Origin of the sequence: Pseudomonas sp. ES3-33, from assembly GCF_000952175.1 — a bacterium.
GTDB lineage: Bacteria > Pseudomonadota > Gammaproteobacteria > Pseudomonadales > Pseudomonadaceae > Aquipseudomonas > Aquipseudomonas gregormendelii.
In genome coordinates this window covers 25498-41885 of record NZ_JZRI01000008.1, presented here as the reverse complement: position 1 = coordinate 41885, position 16388 = coordinate 25498, and the positions used below count along the sequence as shown (strand labels likewise).

General features: G+C 56.4%; 23 protein-coding genes. 1 reads left to right on the top strand and 22 read right to left on the bottom strand.

Going from position 1 to position 16388, the window contains the following annotated elements; translation table 11 throughout:
* Positions 1-25: 25 nt before the first annotated feature.
* Together UB23_RS00955 and UB23_RS00950 are read right to left on the bottom strand one after the other, a co-directional pair.
* Entirely contained in the window at positions 26-559 is a 534-nt protein-coding gene (locus UB23_RS00955) for a single-stranded DNA-binding protein (RefSeq protein WP_045057473.1), read from the bottom strand.
* A 9-nt stretch (positions 560-568) separates the two neighbouring features.
* Positions 569-1966: an MFS transporter gene (locus UB23_RS00950; protein WP_045057472.1), complete on the bottom strand. Its 1398-nt coding sequence runs from the start codon at positions 1964-1966 to the stop codon at positions 569-571.
* Positions 1967-2157: 191 nt separating this feature from the next.
* Here UB23_RS00950 and uvrA point away from each other — a divergent pair, with 191 nt between their 5' ends.
* Positions 2158-4992, top strand: coding sequence for an excinuclease ABC subunit UvrA (uvrA, locus tag UB23_RS00945; protein ID WP_045057471.1), 2835 nt, complete (start codon positions 2158-2160; stop codon positions 4990-4992).
* A 132-nt stretch (positions 4993-5124) separates the two neighbouring features.
* Here the strand turns inward: uvrA and bfr are convergent, their stop codons facing one another.
* The 20 genes from bfr to rpsQ form a co-directional block, all read right to left on the bottom strand.
* Positions 5125-5589 (bottom strand): bacterioferritin, encoded by a 465-nt coding sequence (gene bfr / locus UB23_RS00940; protein ID WP_045057470.1) that lies wholly within the window; start codon positions 5587-5589, stop codon positions 5125-5127.
* A gap of 149 nt (positions 5590-5738) precedes the next feature.
* Positions 5739-7193, bottom strand: a complete 1455-nt coding sequence (locus UB23_RS00935) for a catalase (RefSeq protein WP_045057469.1) — start codon at positions 7191-7193, stop codon at positions 5739-5741.
* Between the two features lie 224 nt (positions 7194-7417).
* Positions 7418-7804 carry a 50S ribosomal protein L17 gene (gene rplQ, locus UB23_RS00930; RefSeq protein ID WP_007896790.1) on the bottom strand — a complete coding sequence of 129 codons (387 nt, stop codon included), beginning with the start codon at positions 7802-7804 and terminating at the stop codon, positions 7418-7420.
* A gap of 42 nt (positions 7805-7846) precedes the next feature.
* Positions 7847-8848, bottom strand: a complete 1002-nt coding sequence (locus UB23_RS00925; protein ID WP_003176403.1) for a DNA-directed RNA polymerase subunit alpha — start codon at positions 8846-8848, stop codon at positions 7847-7849.
* Between the two features lie 22 nt (positions 8849-8870).
* A complete protein-coding gene (gene rpsD / locus UB23_RS00920) occupies positions 8871-9491 on the bottom strand; it encodes a 30S ribosomal protein S4 (protein ID WP_003210056.1) in 621 nt (206 codons plus the stop codon).
* Between the two features lie 18 nt (positions 9492-9509).
* Positions 9510-9899 (bottom strand): 30S ribosomal protein S11, encoded by a 390-nt coding sequence (rpsK, locus tag UB23_RS00915; RefSeq protein WP_002555466.1) that lies wholly within the window; start codon positions 9897-9899, stop codon positions 9510-9512.
* A gap of 30 nt (positions 9900-9929) precedes the next feature.
* Positions 9930-10286 (bottom strand): 30S ribosomal protein S13, encoded by a 357-nt coding sequence (gene rpsM, locus UB23_RS00910; RefSeq protein WP_045057468.1) that lies wholly within the window; start codon positions 10284-10286, stop codon positions 9930-9932.
* Between the two features lie 130 nt (positions 10287-10416).
* Positions 10417-10533 carry a 50S ribosomal protein L36 gene (gene rpmJ / locus UB23_RS28145; protein ID WP_002555468.1) on the bottom strand — a complete coding sequence of 39 codons (117 nt, stop codon included), beginning with the start codon at positions 10531-10533 and terminating at the stop codon, positions 10417-10419.
* A gap of 27 nt (positions 10534-10560) precedes the next feature.
* On the bottom strand, positions 10561-11889 hold the full coding sequence (gene secY / locus UB23_RS00905; protein WP_008073883.1) for a preprotein translocase subunit SecY: 1329 nt from the start codon (positions 11887-11889) through the stop codon (positions 10561-10563).
* Positions 11890-12327 (bottom strand): 50S ribosomal protein L15, encoded by a 438-nt coding sequence (gene rplO, locus UB23_RS00900; RefSeq protein WP_007896782.1) that lies wholly within the window; start codon positions 12325-12327, stop codon positions 11890-11892.
* Between the two features lie 3 nt (positions 12328-12330).
* The gene (gene rpmD / locus UB23_RS00895; protein WP_003186033.1) at positions 12331-12507 is read right to left on the bottom strand and encodes a 50S ribosomal protein L30; all 177 of its coding nucleotides are present in this window, start codon (positions 12505-12507) and stop codon (positions 12331-12333) included.
* Between the two features lie 2 nt (positions 12508-12509).
* Positions 12510-13010 carry a 30S ribosomal protein S5 gene (rpsE, locus tag UB23_RS00890; RefSeq protein WP_003186035.1) on the bottom strand — a complete coding sequence of 167 codons (501 nt, stop codon included), beginning with the start codon at positions 13008-13010 and terminating at the stop codon, positions 12510-12512.
* Positions 13011-13013: 3 nt separating this feature from the next.
* Complete coding sequence (rplR, locus tag UB23_RS00885) at positions 13014-13364, bottom strand: 50S ribosomal protein L18 (protein WP_017341069.1); 351 nt, start codon at positions 13362-13364, stop codon at positions 13014-13016.
* Between the two features lie 10 nt (positions 13365-13374).
* A complete protein-coding gene (gene rplF / locus UB23_RS00880) occupies positions 13375-13908 on the bottom strand; it encodes a 50S ribosomal protein L6 (RefSeq protein WP_003176412.1) in 534 nt (177 codons plus the stop codon).
* Positions 13909-13920: 12 nt separating this feature from the next.
* Positions 13921-14313: a 30S ribosomal protein S8 gene (gene rpsH / locus UB23_RS00875; RefSeq protein ID WP_008065722.1), complete on the bottom strand. Its 393-nt coding sequence runs from the start codon at positions 14311-14313 to the stop codon at positions 13921-13923.
* 208 nt (positions 14314-14521) lie between these two features.
* Positions 14522-14827 carry a 30S ribosomal protein S14 gene (gene rpsN / locus UB23_RS00870; protein ID WP_003176414.1) on the bottom strand — a complete coding sequence of 102 codons (306 nt, stop codon included), beginning with the start codon at positions 14825-14827 and terminating at the stop codon, positions 14522-14524.
* A 13-nt stretch (positions 14828-14840) separates the two neighbouring features.
* The gene (gene rplE, locus UB23_RS00865) at positions 14841-15380 is read right to left on the bottom strand and encodes a 50S ribosomal protein L5 (protein ID WP_003176415.1); all 540 of its coding nucleotides are present in this window, start codon (positions 15378-15380) and stop codon (positions 14841-14843) included.
* A gap of 22 nt (positions 15381-15402) precedes the next feature.
* Positions 15403-15717 carry a 50S ribosomal protein L24 gene (rplX, locus tag UB23_RS00860; RefSeq protein WP_003176416.1) on the bottom strand — a complete coding sequence of 105 codons (315 nt, stop codon included), beginning with the start codon at positions 15715-15717 and terminating at the stop codon, positions 15403-15405.
* 11 nt (positions 15718-15728) lie between these two features.
* The gene (rplN, locus tag UB23_RS00855) at positions 15729-16097 is read right to left on the bottom strand and encodes a 50S ribosomal protein L14 (protein ID WP_002555479.1); all 369 of its coding nucleotides are present in this window, start codon (positions 16095-16097) and stop codon (positions 15729-15731) included.
* Positions 16098-16120: 23 nt separating this feature from the next.
* Positions 16121-16387, bottom strand: coding sequence for a 30S ribosomal protein S17 (gene rpsQ / locus UB23_RS00850; RefSeq protein ID WP_003176419.1), 267 nt, complete (start codon positions 16385-16387; stop codon positions 16121-16123).
* Position 16388 lies beyond the last annotated feature (1 nt).

Below are 16388 nucleotides of genomic sequence, written 5' to 3'. Positions count from 1 at the left end.
TTTGCGGTTCTGAACAAGCTGCGGATCAGAACGGGATATCGTCATCAAAGCTGTCGAAATCCGGAGCCGGCTGCGCAGCGGCCTGCTGAGGGGCTGGACGCGACTGCTGCGGTGCAGACTGTTGCGGTGCCGATTGCGGACGTGGAGCCTGCTGGCGTGGAGCCGGGGCGGACTGCTGGTAGTTGTTGCCACCGCCTTGCTGGTCGCCCTGTTGTGGACGGCCGCCCAGCAGCTGCATGGTGCCTTGCATGTCGACCACGATTTCAGTGGTGTAACGCTTGATACCGTCTTTTTCCCACTCGCGGGTCTGCAGCTTGCCTTCGATGTACACCTGCGAACCCTTACGCAGGTATTCGCCGGCGATCTCGGCAACCTTGCCGAACATCGATACACGGTGCCATTCGGTCTTCTCGACCTTCTGACCGGTTTGCTTGTCGGTCCACTGTTCGCTGGTCGCCAGACTCAGGTTAGTCACGGCGTTACCGTTAGGCAGGTAGCGAACTTCGGGATCCTGGCCGCAAGTGCCGACCAATATGACTTTGTTAACCCCACGGGCCATAACGTTCTCCTAGGCTTCGCACGCTGTCGGGGCCGGGTTGTTCACCAGGCGCTCGAGGGTGGTGCGATCCAATAGTTCGGTGTCCAATTTGATGTAAATGGCTGCTTCATCAGCAACCACGACTGCGTCTGTTACCCCTACGACGGCCATCAGGCGCTCGACCAGACCCGCTTCGCGGATCGCCTCGGGCGACAGCGGCAAGCGCAGGCTCGTCACGTAGGGTGGTTCGCGCATGGTAACAGCAAAGGCCAACCAGAGGGCAGCCAGCCCGGCGCATCCAAGGAACACAGCCGACAAACCGCCATGCTGGAACATCCACCCGCCCATGATCCCGCCCAACGCCGAACCGAGGAACTGACTGGTGGAATAAACCCCCATGGCCGTGCCCTTGCCGCCTGCCGGTGAAACCTTGCTGATCAGCGATGGCAACGAAGCTTCCAGCAGATTGAACGCGGTGAAGAACACCACCGTGCCGATTACCAGAGCCCGCAAGCTATCGCCGAACTGCCAGAAGAATAGCTCAGTGAGCATCAGCGTCAGCACCGCGCCCAATAAAACTCGTTTCATTTTGCGTTTCTTCTCGCCGTAGATAATGAACGGGATCATGGCGAAGAAGGAAATCAGCAGCGCAGTGAGGTAAACCCACCAGTGCTGCTCCTTGGGCAGGCCGGCTTTTTCGACCAGTGCCAGGGGCAAGGCAACGAAGCTGGACATCAACATGGCGTGCAACACAAAAATGCCCAGGTCAAGGCGCAACAGGTCCGGATGCTTGAGCGTTGGCAGCAGCGCCTGGCGGGCCACACCGGATTCTCGATGCTGCAGCGGACCGGTGGCACGGGGCACCATGAACATCACGATGACGATGCCAAGCAGCGCCATGGCGCCAGTGGCCAGGAACAACCCGGACAGGCCGAAGGCGCGTGTCAGCAGAGGGCCCACGACCATTGCGACGGCGAATGACAAGCCGATGGTCATGCCGATCATGGCCATGGCTTTCGTGCGGTGCTGCTCGCGGGTCAGGTCGGACAGCAGTGCCATCACCGCAGCGGAAATCGCGCCTGCACCCTGCAGGATTCGCCCGGCAATCACACCCCAGATCGAATCGGCATTGGCGGCCAATACGCTACCCAGGGCAAAGATGATCAGACCCAGGTAGATCACCGGGCGACGGCCGATGCGATCGGAAATGAAGCCGAACGGAATCTGGAAGAGCGCCTGGGTCAGGCCGTAAGCGCCAATCGCCAGTCCGATGAGGGCCGGGGTGGCGCCAGCCAGGTCCATGCCATAGGTCGCCAACACGGGCAACACCATGAACATGCCAAGCATACGGAAGGCGAACACCAGGGCCAGACCGCTTGCTGCGCGGGTCTCACTGCCACTCATGCGTTCGCTGTGGGGATCGTGCATGGAAAAACCTCATGTGAACCGGCGGCGATTCTACCAGTCCCATCGATTGACAGGGTATATCGCGACGCTTTGCCGCGCTCACCTGTCAGACTCTTCATGTAAGAGAATAACCCGCTCGTTTGATAGTGTGCATCCATCCAGTATTTGGCCGTATACTCCTACGTTTTCGACGCCCGCCAAGCGAGGCCACTTTGGACAAGATCCTGATTCGTGGGGCCCGAACCCACAACCTGAAGAACATCGACCTGACCCTGCCACGGGACAAACTGATCGTCATCACCGGCCTGTCCGGATCCGGCAAGTCTTCCCTGGCTTTTGACACCCTGTACGCCGAGGGCCAGCGCCGCTACGTCGAATCGCTGTCGGCCTATGCGCGGCAGTTCCTGTCGATGATGGAAAAACCTGACGTCGACACCATTGAAGGCTTGTCGCCAGCGATTTCCATCGAGCAGAAGTCGACGTCGCACAACCCGCGCTCGACCGTCGGCACCATCACCGAAATCTACGATTACCTGCGCCTGCTGTACGCCCGCGTTGGTATCCCGCGCTGCCCGGACCACGATATCCCGCTGGAAGCGCAAACCGTCAGCCAGATGGTCGACCTGGTCCTCGCTCAACCGGAGGGCAGCAAGCTGATGCTGCTGGCCCCGGTCATTCGCGAGCGCAAAGGCGAACACCTGTCGGTCTTCGAAGAACTGCGCGCCCAGGGCTTCGTGCGCGCCCGGGTGAACGGCCGGCTGTGCGAGCTGGATGAACTGCCGAAGCTGGACAAGCAGAAAAAGCATTCGATTGATGTCGTGGTCGACCGCTTCAAGGTTCGCGCCGATCTGCAACAGCGCCTGGCCGAGTCTTTCGAGACCGCCTTGAAACTGGCCGACGGCATTGCCCTGGTAGCGCCGATGGACGACGAGCCTGGTGAAGAGATCATCTTCTCCGCGCGCTTCGCCTGCCCGATCTGCGGCCATGCGATCAGCGAGCTTGAGCCCAAGCTGTTTTCTTTCAACAACCCGGCTGGCGCTTGCCCCACCTGCGACGGCCTGGGGGTGAAACAGTTTTTCGATATCAAGCGACTGGTCAATGGCGAGCTGACACTCGCAGAGGGCGCCATACGCGGCTGGGATCGGCGCAACGTCTATTACTTCCAGATGCTCGGGTCGTTGGCCTCGCATTACAAATTCAGCCTTGAAGTGCCGTTCAACGAATTGCCCGCCGATCAGCAGAAATTCATTCTGCATGGCAGTGGCTCGCAGAACGTCGACTTCAAATACCTGAACGACCGTGGCGATATCGTCAAACGCTCGCACCCATTCGAAGGCATCGTGCCTAACCTGGAACGTCGCTATCGCGAAACAGAGTCGGCGTCGGTGCGCGAAGAACTGGCCAAGTTCCTGAGTACCCAGCCTTGCCCGGACTGCCGCGGCACCCGCCTGCGTCGCGAAGCGCGGCACGTCTGGGTGGGCGAGAAGACGCTGCCGGCAGTGACCAACCTGCCGATTGGCGACGCCTGTGAATATTTCGGTGGGCTGAAGCTCACCGGTCGTCGCGGTGAAATTGCCGACAAAATCCTCAAGGAAATCCGCGAGCGCCTGCAGTTCCTGGTTAACGTGGGTCTCGACTACCTCTCGCTGGACCGTAGTGCTGACACCTTGTCCGGCGGTGAAGCCCAGCGAATCCGCCTGGCCAGCCAGATTGGCGCCGGCCTGGTGGGCGTGCTGTACATCCTCGACGAGCCTTCAATCGGTCTGCATCAGCGTGACAACGACCGTCTGCTGGGCACCCTCAAGCACCTGCGCGACATCGGTAACACGGTGATCGTGGTCGAGCATGATGAAGATGCGATCCGCCTGGCGGATTACGTAGTGGATATCGGCCCAGGCGCCGGGGTACACGGTGGACATATTGTTGCCGAGGGCACGCCCGCCGAGGTCATGGCCCACCCGGATTCATTGACCGGCAAATATTTGTCCGGACGCGTGAAGATCGCGGTGCCCGCCAAGCGCACCCCACGCAACAAGAAGCTGTCGTTGTCTCTCAAGGGCGCTCGCGGCAATAACCTGCGCAATGTCGACCTGGAGATTCCGATCGGCCTGTTGACCTGTGTGACCGGCGTATCCGGCTCGGGCAAGTCGACGCTGATCAACAACACCCTGTTTCCCCTGAGCGCCACTGCGCTGAACGGTGCAACCACACTCGAAGCTGCCGCACACGACAGCATCAAGGGGCTGGAGCATCTGGACAAGGTTGTCGACATCGACCAGAGCCCGATCGGTCGTACGCCGCGCTCCAACCCGGCGACCTACACCGGGCTGTTCACGCCGATTCGCGAATTGTTTGCCGGCGTACCGGAGTCCCGTTCCCGTGGTTACGGCCCGGGTCGCTTCTCCTTCAACGTAAAGGGCGGCCGCTGCGAAGCGTGCCAGGGTGATGGCCTGATCAAGGTAGAGATGCACTTCCTGCCGGACATCTACGTGCCGTGCGACGTCTGCAAGAGCAAGCGCTACAACCGCGAAACCCTGGAGATCAAGTACAAGGGCAAGAACATTCACGAAACCCTCGAGATGACTATCGAGGAAGCCCGGGTATTCTTCGATGCGGTTCCGGCTCTGGCGCGCAAGCTTCAGACCCTGATGGACGTGGGCTTGTCCTACATCAAGCTCGGACAGTCGGCGACTACCTTGTCCGGCGGTGAAGCCCAGCGGGTCAAACTGTCCCGCGAGCTGTCGAAACGTGACACGGGCAAGACCCTGTACATCCTCGATGAGCCGACCACCGGCTTGCACTTCGCGGATATCCAGCAACTGCTCGATGTATTGCACCGTCTGCGCGACCACGGCAATACCGTGGTAGTGATCGAGCACAATCTGGATGTGATCAAGACAGCTGACTGGCTGGTGGATCTTGGCCCGGAGGGTGGTTCCAAGGGTGGGCAGATCATTGCAGTGGGCACACCCGAAGAAGTGTCCGAGATGAAGCAGTCTCACACCGGTTTTTATCTCAAGCCGTTGCTGGCTCGCGACCGGGACTGATCTGCGCCCATGAAAAAGCCCCTGTCACTTTGTCGGTGACAGGGGCTTTTTTGTATCTTCTATAGGCTTCGGCAGCTCCTACGTGGGAATGCGCGCACCTGTAGGCGCTGCCGAAGGCTGCGATCTTTTGGATCAGAACTGCGATTGCAGGTAATTCTCCAGGCCGATCAACTTGATCAGGCCCAACTGCTTCTCGAGCCAGTAGGTGTGATCTTCTTCGGTGTCGTTCAACTGAATACGCAGGATCTCGCGGCTGACGTAGTCCTTATGCAACTCGCAGAGCTCGATGCCCTTGCAGAGTGCGGCGCGGACTTTGTATTCCAGGCGCAGGTCGGCGGCGAGCATGTCCGGCACGGTGGTGCCCACATCCAGGTCGTCCGGACGCATGCGTGGCGTGCCTTCGAGCATGAGGATGCGACGCATCAGGGCGTCAGCGTGCTGCGCCTCTTCTTCCATCTCGTGGTTGATACGTTCGTAGAGCTCGGTGAACCCCCAGTCCTCATACATCCGCGAGTGAACAAAATACTGGTCACGCGCGGCGAGTTCGCCGGTCAGCAACGTGTTGAGGTAATCGATAACATCTGGGTGGCCTTGCATCGCCCTACATCTCCCTGCTTGAAAGTCTGTAGTTTGAACCAACATGCCCGGAACGTCACTCGCCAGACGCAATAAATGCGAAGATATTCAGAGAAAACCGGCCTAAATAACGCAAAAACCGCCCAAATGAGGGCGGTTCTGCTTCTCGTTTAGACTTCGTTAATCTGTACGTTGAGTGCCTTTGCGATTGCTTCTCCATACGCCGGATCGGCCTTGAAGAAATGTTGCAGCTGACGATCAACCACGTCGCTGGAAACACCCGACATCGCTCCAGAGATGTTGCTGACCAGCAGATGCTTTTGCTCGTCGTTCATCAGGCGAAACAGCGCACCGGCGTGACTGTAGTAGTCGGTGTCTTCGCGATGATCAAAGCGGTCAGCGGCGCCGCTCAGCTGCAGGGCTGGCTCGGCGTAACGAGGCGCCTGCTTCGGAGCGTCCACGTAGCTGTTCGGCTCATAGTTGGGTGCCGCACCACCATTGCTGCCAAATGCCATCGAGCCGTCGCGCTGGTAAGTGTTCACAGGGCTGAGAGGTGCATTCACCGGCAGATGCTGGTGATTGGTACCTATGCGGTAGCGGTGGGCATCCGCATACGCGAATACACGGCCCTGGAGCATGCGGTCCGGCGACAAGCCAACACCTGGGACCATGTTGCTTGGCCCGAATGCCGCTTGCTCGACTTCAGCGAAGTAGTTCAGCGGATTACGGTTAAGCTCAAGCTCACCCACTTCGATCAGCGGAAACTCTTTCTGCGACCAGGTCTTGGTCACGTCGAAAGGATTTTCATAATGAGCAGCCGCTTGCGCCTCAGTCATGATCTGAATGCAAACGCGCCATTTCGGGAAGTCTGCGCGCTCGATCGCTTCGAACAGGTCGCGCTGGGCGTAGTCTGGATCGGTACCCGCCAGGCGTGCAGCATCTGCCGGCGCGAGGTTCTTGATCCCTTGCCGGGTTTTGTAATGCCACTTCACCCAGTGACGCTCGCCCCTGGCATTGAGCAGGCTATAGGTGTGGCTGCCGAAGCCGTGCATGTGACGGTAGCCGTCAGGGATTCCACGGTCCGAGAACAGGATGGTGACCTGGTGCAGCGCCTCAGGCGAGTGGGACCAGAAGTCCCACATCATCTGCGCGCTTTTGAGATTGCTCTGGGGTAGACGTTTTTGCGTGTGGATGAAGTCAGGAAATTTCAGCGGATCACGGATGAAGAACACTGGCGTGTTGTTACCGACGATGTCCCAGTTACCTTCCTCGGTATAGAACTTCAGGGCAAAGCCCCGCGGGTCACGCTCGGTATCGGCCGAACCACGCTCACCACCTACGGTAGAGAATCGCAGGAAGGTTGGGGTTTGCTTGCCGACCGCTTCGAACAGCTTGGCGCTGGTGTACTCGGTAATGTCACGAGCTACCGTGAAGGTGCCATAGGCACCTGAACCCTTGGCGTGGACGCGGCGCTCAGGGATGTTTTCACGGTTGAAATGCGCGAGCTTCTCGATCAGATGGAAATCGTCGAGCAGAAGCGGGCCGCGAGGGCCTGCAGAGCGGGAATTCTGGTTATCAGCGACAGGAGCGCCACTGGCGGTGGTTAGCGTTCTGGTTTGGCTCATGCGGTGTTCATCCTATGTCAGGTCTGGATCTTGCCGGCTAATCGGCTTGAGACGAGTATTACCGTTGATCGCCTAATCTACAAATTCATTAATTTGCGACAATCAATAGAAAAATACTAACAACAGTCCCGACCGAATAATGACCGTAACCACCACAGCGATGCATTTCTTGCAGACACAAAAAACCGGGCACTAGGCCCGGTTCTTCGTTTCAGACTGACGTCTTACTCAGCGGATACAGCTTCACCGCCAACTGGACGATCAACCAACTCAACGTACGCCATAGGCGCGTTGTCACCCGTGCGGAAACCGCACTTGAGGATGCGCAGGTAGCCACCCTCACGGGTAGCGTAACGCTTGCCCAGGTCGTTGAAGAGCTTACCAACGATAGCTTTCGAACGAGTACGGTCGAAAGCCAGACGGCGGTTAGCCAGGCTGTCTGTCTTGGCCAAAGTGATCAGCGGCTCAGCAACGCGACGCAGTTCTTTAGCTTTTGGCAGTGTAGTTTTGATCAGCTCGTGCTCGAACAGCGACACCGCCATGTTTTGAAACATGGCCTTGCGGTGCGAGCTGGTGCGGCTCAGGTGACGACCACTTTTACGATGACGCATGGTTCATTCCTTACCAAACACAACGTTCGGTGATTACGACGATCAGGCAGTCGCCTTGTCGTCCTTCTTAAGACTTGCAGGCGGCCAGTTGTCGAGGCGCATGCCGAGGGACAGACCGCGGGAGGCCAGAACGTCCTTGATTTCAGTCAAGGATTTCTTGCCAAGGTTCGGAGTCTTCAACAGCTCTACTTCGGTACGCTGAATCAGGTCACCGATGTAGTAGATGTTTTCCGCCTTAAGGCAGTTAGCCGAACGTACAGTCAGTTCCAGATCGTCAACCGGGCGAAGCAGGATCGGATCGATCTCGTCTTCCTGCTCGATAACCACTGGCTCACTGTCACCTTTGAGATCGACGAACGCAGCCAACTGCTGTTGCAGGATGGTTGCAGCACGGCGGATAGCCTCTTCAGGATCCAGGGTACCGTTGGTTTCCAGATCAATAACCAGCTTGTCCAGGTTAGTACGCTGCTCGACACGGGCGTTTTCCACCACGTATGCGATACGGCGAACCGGGCTGAACGAAGAGTCAAGCTGCAAGCGACCGATGCTGCGGCTTTCGTCTTCATCGCTCTGACGCGAGTCTGCCGGTTCATAACCACGACCACGAGCTACGGTGAGCTTCATGTTCAGGGCGCCGTTAGACGCCAGGTTAGCGATTACGTGATCGGGGTTAACGATCTCGACATCATGATCCAGCTGAATATCGGCAGCGGTAACCACCCCCGAACCCTTCTTCGACAAGGTCAGCGTAACTTCGTCACGACCGTGCAGCTTGATAGCCAGACCTTTAAGGTTCAACAGGATTTCAATTACGTCTTCCTGTACGCCTTCGATGGCGCTGTACTCATGGAGTACACCGTCAATCTCGGCCTCGACTACTGCACAGCCGGGCATTGAGGACAACAGGATGCGTCGCAGCGCGTTGCCCAGGGTGTGGCCGAAACCACGCTCGAGAGGCTCGAGAGTGATCTTGGCGCGGGTTGGACTGACAACCTGCACATCAATATGGCGGGGTGTCAGGAACTCATTTACCGAAATCTGCATGGATGCACCTATTTTCTAGCCCTTACTTGGAGTAGAGCTCGACAATCAGGCTTTCGTTGATGTCGGCGGACAGATCACTGCGAGCTGGAACGTTCTTGAAAACGCCCGACTTCTTCTCAGTGTCTACTTCTACCCATTCTACGCGGCCACGTTGGGCACACAGATCGAGAGCTTGGACAATGCGAAGTTGGTTCTTTGCTTTCTCGCGAATCGCGACCACGTCACCAGCACGAACCTGGTACGACGGCACGTTTACGGTCTGACCGTTAACGCTTACGGATTTGTGCGATACCAGCTGACGGGATTCGGCACGAGTCGAACCAAAGCCCATACGGTATACAACGTTGTCCAGACGGCATTCGAGCAGTTGCAGCAGGTTTTCACCGGTTGCACCTTTCTTGCCAGCAGCTTCTTTGTAGTAGCCGCTGAATTGACGCTCGAGAACGCCGTAGATACGACGGACCTTCTGCTTTTCACGCAGTTGGGTGCCGTAATCGGACTGGCGACCGCGGCGTTGGCCGTGGATACCAGGTGCTGCTTCAATGTTGCACTTCGATTCGATCGCGCGCACGCCGCTCTTCAGGAAGAGATCGGTGCCTTCGCGACGAGCGAGTTTGCATTTTGGACCAATGTAACGAGCCATTCTTTACAATCTCCTGGATTACACGCGGCGCTTCTTCGGCGGACGGCACCCGTTGTGCGGGATTGGCGTCACGTCGGTGATGCTGGCGATCTTATAGCCACAGCCGTTCAAAGCACGGACAGCAGACTCACGACCTGGACCTGGACCCTTGACGTTAACGTCGAGGTTTTTCAGGCCGTATTCCAGCGCAGCTTGACCAGCACGTTCAGCAGCTACTTGAGCAGCAAACGGGGTGGACTTGCGGGAACCGCGGAAACCCGAACCACCGGAGGTAGCCCAAGAAAGCGCGTTACCTTGACGGTCGGTGATGGTCACGATTGTGTTGTTAAAAGAAGCATGGATGTGGGCGATGCCATCAACCACTGTCTTTTTAACTTTTTTACGAGGACGAGCAGCAGGTTTTGCCATGATAATTTTCCTGTCGATTCGCTGGGGCGATTACTTGCGGATCGGCTTACGCGGACCTTTACGGGTACGCGCGTTAGTCTTGGTACGCTGACCGCGCACTGGAAGACCACGACGATGACGCAGACCGCGATAGCAACCGAGGTCCATCAAACGCTTGATTTTCATGTTGATTTCGCGACGCAGGTCACCTTCAGTGGTGAACTTCGCCACTTCGCCACGCAGCAATTCAATCTGCTCGTCGCTCAGATCCTTGATCTTAGCGGCTGGGTTTACCCCAGCAACCACGCAAATTTTCTGCGCAGTAGTGCGACCAACACCATAGATGTAGGTCAGCGAGATAACAGTATGCTTGTTATCTGGAATGTTAACGCCTGCAATACGGGCCATTCAGTGGGACTCCAATTGACAGCTACCTACGCCCCGGAAGCCAAGAAATAGGGCGCGAGATAATATCGCTGTAATAACAAATAATCAACCCGGTAGCGCACTAGCTACCGGGCTTGAAGCACAATCACACTCAGCCTTGGCGCTGTTTGTGACGCGGTTCCGCGCTGCAAATTACTCGAACAACACCTTCGCGGCGAATAATCTTGCAGTTACGGCACAGCTTTTTCACCGATGCACGAACTTTCATCACCAACTCCTCGAACCTTATGGGTACTCAGCGCAACATTCCGCTGCCGTAACCCTTCAGGTTGGCTTTCTTCATCAGGGATTCGTACTGGTGCGAAACGAGGTGCGATTGTACTTGGGACATGAAGTCCATCACAACCACGACGACGATCAGCAACGAGGTCCCGCCAAGGTAGAACGGAACGTTTGCCGCAACCACCAGGAACTGGGGCAGCAGGCACACGGCCGTCATATATAGAGCACCGAACAGGGTCAAACGCGTCAGAACGCCATCAATGTAGCGCGCCGACTGCTCGCCTGGACGGATGCCCGGAATAAAGGCACCGGACTTCTTCAGGTTTTCCGCTACGTCTTTCGGATTGAACATCAACGCCGTATAGAAGAAGCAGAAGAAAATAATCCCTGCACTAAACAGCAGAATATTCAACGGCTGACCAGGAGCGATCGACTGCGAGATGTCCTGCAACCAGCCCATACCTTCAGACTGACCGAACCAGGTACCCAACGAAGCCGGGAACAGCAAAATGCTGCTCGCGAAAATAGCCGGAATAACACCGGCCATGTTCACCTTCAGCGGCAAGTGGCTAGTCTGCGCAGCGAAGACCTTGCGGCCCTGCTGACGCTTGGCGTAGTGAACAGCAATACGACGCTGGCCACGCTCAATGAACACCACAAAACCGATAATCGCTACTGCCAGCAAACCGATCGCAACCAGGGCGAAAATGTTGATATCACCCTGACGCGCAGACTCGAAAGACTGCCCGATCGCTCTCGGAAGACCGGCGACGATACCTGCGAAAATCAACATCGAGATACCGTTGCCAACACCACGCTCAGTAATCTGCTCACCCAGCCACATCATGAACATCGCACCAGCCACAAAAGTGGATACCGCGACGAAATGGAAGCCAAAGTCACCAGTGAACGATACGCCCTGCCCCGCCAGACCAATGGACATGCCAATTGCCTGAACGAGAGCGAGGACGACAGTGCCGTAGCGGGTGTACTGGGCAATCTTGCGACGCCCAGCTTCACCTTCCTTCTTCAACTGCTCCAGCTGCGGGCTGACGGCTGTCATCAGTTGCATGATGATCGATGCCGAAATGTACGGCATGATCCCCAGTGCAAAGATGCTCATCCGCTCCAGCGCGCCGCCGGAAAACATGTTGAACAAGCTAAGAATGGTCCCCTCATTCTGTCGAAACAGGTCCGCGAGTCGGTCCGGGTTGATACCTGGAACCGGGATGTGTGCGCCTATTCGGTAGACGATAATCGCCAGGAACAGAAAACGCAGACGAGCCCAGAGTTCAGACATACCGCCTTTGCCGAGCGCAGAGAGAGCACCTTGCTTAGCCATTTATTCCTCGAACTTGCCGCCAGCTGCTTCGATAGCCGCACGCGCACCTTTGGTGGCGCCGATTCCCTTTCCGATGGTAACAGCGCGAGTAACTTCGCCGGACAGCATGATTTTCACACGCTGAACGTTGACGTTGATCACGTTGGCATCTTTCAGGGACTGCACGGTGACGATGTCGCCTTCCACTTTAGCCAGCTCGGACAGACGCACTTCTGCGCGGTCCATGGCTTTCAGGGAAACGAAACCGAACTTCGGCAGGCGACGATGCAGCGGCTGTTGACCGCCTTCAAAGCCTGGAGCAATGGTGCCACCGGAGCGGGAGGACTGACCTTTGTGGCCACGGCCACCGGTCTTGCCCAAACCACTACCGATACCACGGCCCGGACGATGCTTTTCGCGACGGGAACCCGGCGCTGGACTCAGATCATTGAGTTTCATCGATTAACCCTCGACACGCAGCATGTAGTAAGCCTTGTTGATCATCCCGCGATTCTCGGGAGTATCAAGTACTTCTACAGTGTGACCGATGCGACGCAGACCCAGACCCTTAACGCACAGTTTGTGGTTAGGGATGCGGCCGGTCATGCTTTTGATCAGCGTTACTTTAACGGTAGCCATGATCAGAAGATCTCCTTGACGCTTTTGCCACGCTTGGCGGCAATGGATTCAGGAGACTGCATAGCTTTCAAACCTTTGAAAGTGGCGTGAACCACGTTTACCGGGTTAGTCGAGCCATAGCACTTGGCCAGAACGTTCTGAACGCCAGCAACCTCGAGGACAGCACGCATAGCGCCGCCAGCGATGATACCGGTACCTTCAGAAGCAGGCTGCATGTACACCTTCGAAGCGCCGTGAGCGGACTTCATTGCGTACTGCAGAGTGGTGCCGTTCAGGTCAACTTGGATCATGTTGCGGCGAGCAGCTTCCATTGCCTTCTGGATCGCAGCAGGCACTTCACGCGACTTGCCACGGCCGAAGCCAACGCGCCCTTTACCATCACCAACCACGGTCAACGCGGTGAAAGTGAAGATACGGCCGCCTTTAACGGTTTTGGCTACGCGGTTAACTTGAACCAGCTTCTCGATGTAGCCTTCGTCGCGCTTTTGGTCGTTATTTGACATAACTTAGAACTCCAGCCCAGCTTCACGAGCAGCATCAGCCAGCGCTTTAACGCGGCCGTGGTACTTGAAGCCAGAGCGGTCGAAAGCCACTTGCGAGACGCCAGCGGCCTTAGCACGCGTAGCGACCAGCTGGCCAACCTTAGTGGCCGCGTCGATGTTGCCAGTGGCACCATCACGCAGTTCTTTATCCAAAGTCGAGGCGGATGCCAGAACTTTGGCGCCGTCGGCCGAAATGACCTGGGCGTAAATGTGCTGCGACGAGCGGAACACGCAGAGACGCACGACTTCGAGTTCGTGCATTTTCAGGCGTGCTTTGCGAGCGCGACGCAGTCGAGTAACTTTTTTGTCGGTCATTTGCTATGCCCTACTTCTTCTTGGCTTCTTTACGACGGACGACTTCGTCCGCGTAGCGCACACCTTTGCCTTTGTACGGCTCTGGTGGACGGAAGTCGCGGATCTCGGCGGCCACTTGACCTACCAGCTGCTTGTCGATGCCCTTGATCAGGATATCGGTCTGGCTAGGAGTCTCAGCGGTGATGCCTTCCGGCAGTTCATAATCCACTGGGTGCGAGAAGCCAAGAGCCAGATTCAGCACTGTGCCTTTTGCTTGCGCTTTGTAACCAACACCGACCAGCTGGAGCTTGCGCTCGAAGCCTTGGCTTACGCCTTGGACCATGTTGTTTACCAACGCACGAGTGGTACCAGCCATTGCGCGAGTTTGTTGATCGCCATTGCGAGCAGCGAAACGCAGCTCACCAGCTTCTTCAACGATCTCAACGGACGAATGGATGTTCAGTTCGAGAGTGCCCTTGGCACCCTTCACCGAAAGCTGTTGGCCTGCGAATTTGACTTCGACACCGGCTGGCAGCTTAACGGGGTTCTTAGCGACGCGTGACATGCTTATCCCCCCTTAGAACACAGTGCAAAGAACTTCGCCGCCGACACCGGCAGCGCGCGCAGCACGATCCGTCATCACACCTTTGTTGGTGGAGACGATAGACACACCGAGACCGCCACGAACTTTTGGCAGATCATCGACGGACTTGTACTGACGCAGGCCTGGACGGCTAACGCGCTTCACTTCTTCGATGACCGGACGGCCTTCGAAATATTTCAGCTCGATAGACAGCAGTGGTTTTGTTTCGCTGCTGATCTGATAACCCGCGATGTAACCTTCGTCCTTCAGGACTTTAGCTACAGCCACCTTCAACGTGGAAGAAGGCATGCTTACGACGGACTTTTCAGCCATCTGGGCATTACGGATTCGAGTTAGCATGTCCGCTAACGGGTCCTGCATACTCATGGGCTAGACGCTCCTAATACAAAAAAATTAGCCTTGCGGCTACATATGTCGCCGAGAATCTCCGGGCCTAAAACACACGGGCTCAGGCGAGCCGCGTATTTTAGACATACTCCGGAAATGAAACAAGCCCCAAAAGGGGCTTGTTCCAGATTCTAGGTCACCGGCGGTCAGTCTCTTGCGATTCTGGCCACCTGGACTTCGAAAGTACTTACCAGCTGGCTTTAACCAGACCAGGTACGTCACCACGCATTGCAGCTTCACGCAGTTTGTTACGGCCGAGGCCGAACTTGCGGTAAACGCCGTGTGGACGACCGGTCAGGCGGCAGCGGTTACGCATGCGCGAGGCGCTTGCGTCACGTGGCTGCTTCTGCAGAGCTACTGTAGCTTCCCAACGCGCTTCTGGACTTGCGTTCAGATCAACGATGATAGCTTTCAGTGCTGCACGCTTTTTGGCGTACTTGGCAACCGTGAGCTGACGTTTCAGCTCGCGGTTTTTCATGCTCATCTTGGCCATTTTCCTACTCCAATCAGTTGCGGAACGGGAATTTGAAAGCACGCAACAGGGCGCGACCTTCATCATCGTTCTTGGCAGTGGTGGTCAGGGTAATGTCCAGACCGCGGAGAGCATCGATCTTGTCGTAGTCGATTTCCGGGAAGATGATCTGCTCTTTAACGCCCATGCTGTAGTTACCACGACCATCGAAGGACTTGGCATTCAGGCCGCGGAAGTCGCGGACCCGAGGCAGGGAGATCGACAGCAGACGATCCAGGAATTCGTACATACGCTCACGGCGCAGGGTCACTTTGACGCCGATCGGCCAACCTTCACGGACTTTAAAGCCAGCGATGGATTTCCGAGCGTAAGTCACAACGACTTTCTGACCGGTGATCTTTTCCAGGTCGGCAACAGCGTGCTCGATGACTTTTTTGTCACCGACCGCTTCGCCCAGACCCATGTTCAGGGTGATTTTTGTAACGCGTGGAACTTCCATCACGTTCGAAAGCTTAAGTTCTTCCTTAAGCTTCGGTGCGATTTCTTTCCAGTAAATCTCTTTTAGTCGTGCCATGGTCTCATCTACCTAGCAGTGTTCAAGCATCAACCGCTTTTTGGGTCGACTTGAAGACACGAATTTTCTTGCCGTCTTCTACTTTGAAACCAACGCGATCAGCCTTGTTGGTTTCGCCGTTGAAAATGGCGACGTTAGAAGCGTCCAGTGGAGCTTCTTTTTCGACGATACCGCCTTGCACGCCCGACATCGGGTTAGGCTTGGTATGACGCTTAACCAGGTTCAGACCACCAATAACCAGACGGTTGTTAGCGAGAACCTTAAGCACCTTACCGCGCTTACCTTTGTCTTTGCCGGCGATCACGATGATCTCGTCGTCACGACGAATCTTTTGCATGTCGGATCTCCTTACAGCACTTCTGGGGCGAGCGAGACGATCTTCATGAACTTCTCAGTACGAAGTTCACGGGTCACTGGCCCAAAGATACGGGTGCCGATCGGCTCTTGCTTGTTGTTCAGAAGAACAGCAGCGTTGCCATCAAAGCGGATAATGGAGCCATCAGCACGGCGTACGCCGTGACGAGTGCGGACTACAACAGCAGTCATCACTTGGCCTTTTTTCACTTTACCGCGAGGAATTGCTTCCTTCACGGTAACTTTGATGATGTCACCGATACCAGCGTAACGACGATGGGAGCCACCCAGCACCTTGATGCACATAACGCGGCGTGCGCCGCTGTTATCGGCCACATCGAGCATGGATTGAGTCTGAATCATATAATTTCTCCGACCCCTAGTCCTTAGACTTCCACAGCGCGTTCGAGAACATCAACCAGCGCCCAAGACTTGGTCTTGGCCAAAGGACGAGTTTCACGAATAGTGACTTTGTCGCCGATGTGGCACTGATTGGTTTCGTCGTGCGCGTGCAGCTTAGTCGAACGCTTAACGTATTTACCGTAGATCGGGTGCTTTACGCGACGCTCGATCAGAACGGTGATGGTCTTGTCCATTTTGTCGCTGACAACACGGCCAGTCAGCGTACGGACGGTTTTTTCGGCTTCAGCCATG

Coding starts and splice junctions, on each gene's coding strand:
- rplX (WP_003176416.1), bottom strand. CDS start 15,717: ATGCAAAAGATTCGTCGTGACGACGAGATCATCGTGATCGCCGGCAAA.
- rpsN (WP_003176414.1), bottom strand. CDS start 14,827: ATGGCCAAGATGAGCATGAAAAACCGCGAGCTGAAACGTCAGCTCACG.
- rplF (WP_003176412.1), bottom strand. CDS start 13,908: ATGTCACGCGTCGCTAAGAACCCCGTTAAGCTGCCAGCCGGTGTCGAA.
- rplQ (WP_007896790.1), bottom strand. CDS start 7,804: ATGCGTCATCGTAAAAGTGGTCGTCACCTGAGCCGCACCAGCTCGCAC.
- rpsQ (WP_003176419.1), bottom strand. CDS start 16,387: ATGGCTGAAGCCGAAAAAACCGTCCGTACGCTGACTGGCCGTGTTGTC.
- rpsE (WP_003186035.1), bottom strand. CDS start 13,010: ATGTCAAATAACGACCAAAAGCGCGACGAAGGCTACATCGAGAAGCTG.
- rplO (WP_007896782.1), bottom strand. CDS start 12,327: ATGAAACTCAATGATCTGAGTCCAGCGCCGGGTTCCCGTCGCGAAAAG.
- UB23_RS00955 (WP_045057473.1), bottom strand. CDS start 559: ATGGCCCGTGGGGTTAACAAAGTCATATTGGTCGGCACTTGCGGCCAG.
- rplR (WP_017341069.1), bottom strand. CDS start 13,364: ATGACCGACAAAAAAGTTACTCGACTGCGTCGCGCTCGCAAAGCACGC.
- UB23_RS00950 (WP_045057472.1), bottom strand. CDS start 1,966: ATGCACGATCCCCACAGCGAACGCATGAGTGGCAGTGAGACCCGCGCA.
- UB23_RS00935 (WP_045057469.1), bottom strand. CDS start 7,193: ATGAGCCAAACCAGAACGCTAACCACCGCCAGTGGCGCTCCTGTCGCT.
- rplE (WP_003176415.1), bottom strand. CDS start 15,380: ATGGCACGACTAAAAGAGATTTACTGGAAAGAAATCGCACCGAAGCTT.
- rpsH (WP_008065722.1), bottom strand. CDS start 14,313: ATGAGTATGCAGGACCCGTTAGCGGACATGCTAACTCGAATCCGTAAT.
- rpsD (WP_003210056.1), bottom strand. CDS start 9,491: ATGGCTCGTTACATTGGTCCAAAATGCAAACTCGCTCGTCGCGAAGGC.
- secY (WP_008073883.1), bottom strand. CDS start 11,889: ATGGCTAAGCAAGGTGCTCTCTCTGCGCTCGGCAAAGGCGGTATGTCT.
- UB23_RS00925 (WP_003176403.1), bottom strand. CDS start 8,848: ATGCAGATTTCGGTAAATGAGTTCCTGACACCCCGCCATATTGATGTG.
- rpsM (WP_045057468.1), bottom strand. CDS start 10,286: ATGGCCCGTATTGCAGGCGTTAACATTCCAGATAACAAGCATACTGTT.
- rplN (WP_002555479.1), bottom strand. CDS start 16,097: ATGATTCAGACTCAATCCATGCTCGATGTGGCCGATAACAGCGGCGCA.
- bfr (WP_045057470.1), bottom strand. CDS start 5,589: ATGCAAGGCCACCCAGATGTTATCGATTACCTCAACACGTTGCTGACC.
- rpmD (WP_003186033.1), bottom strand. CDS start 12,507: ATGGCTACCGTTAAAGTAACGCTGATCAAAAGCATGACCGGCCGCATC.
- rpmJ (WP_002555468.1), bottom strand. CDS start 10,533: ATGAAAGTTCGTGCATCGGTGAAAAAGCTGTGCCGTAACTGCAAGATT.
- rpsK (WP_002555466.1), bottom strand. CDS start 9,899: ATGGCAAAACCTGCTGCTCGTCCTCGTAAAAAAGTTAAAAAGACAGTG.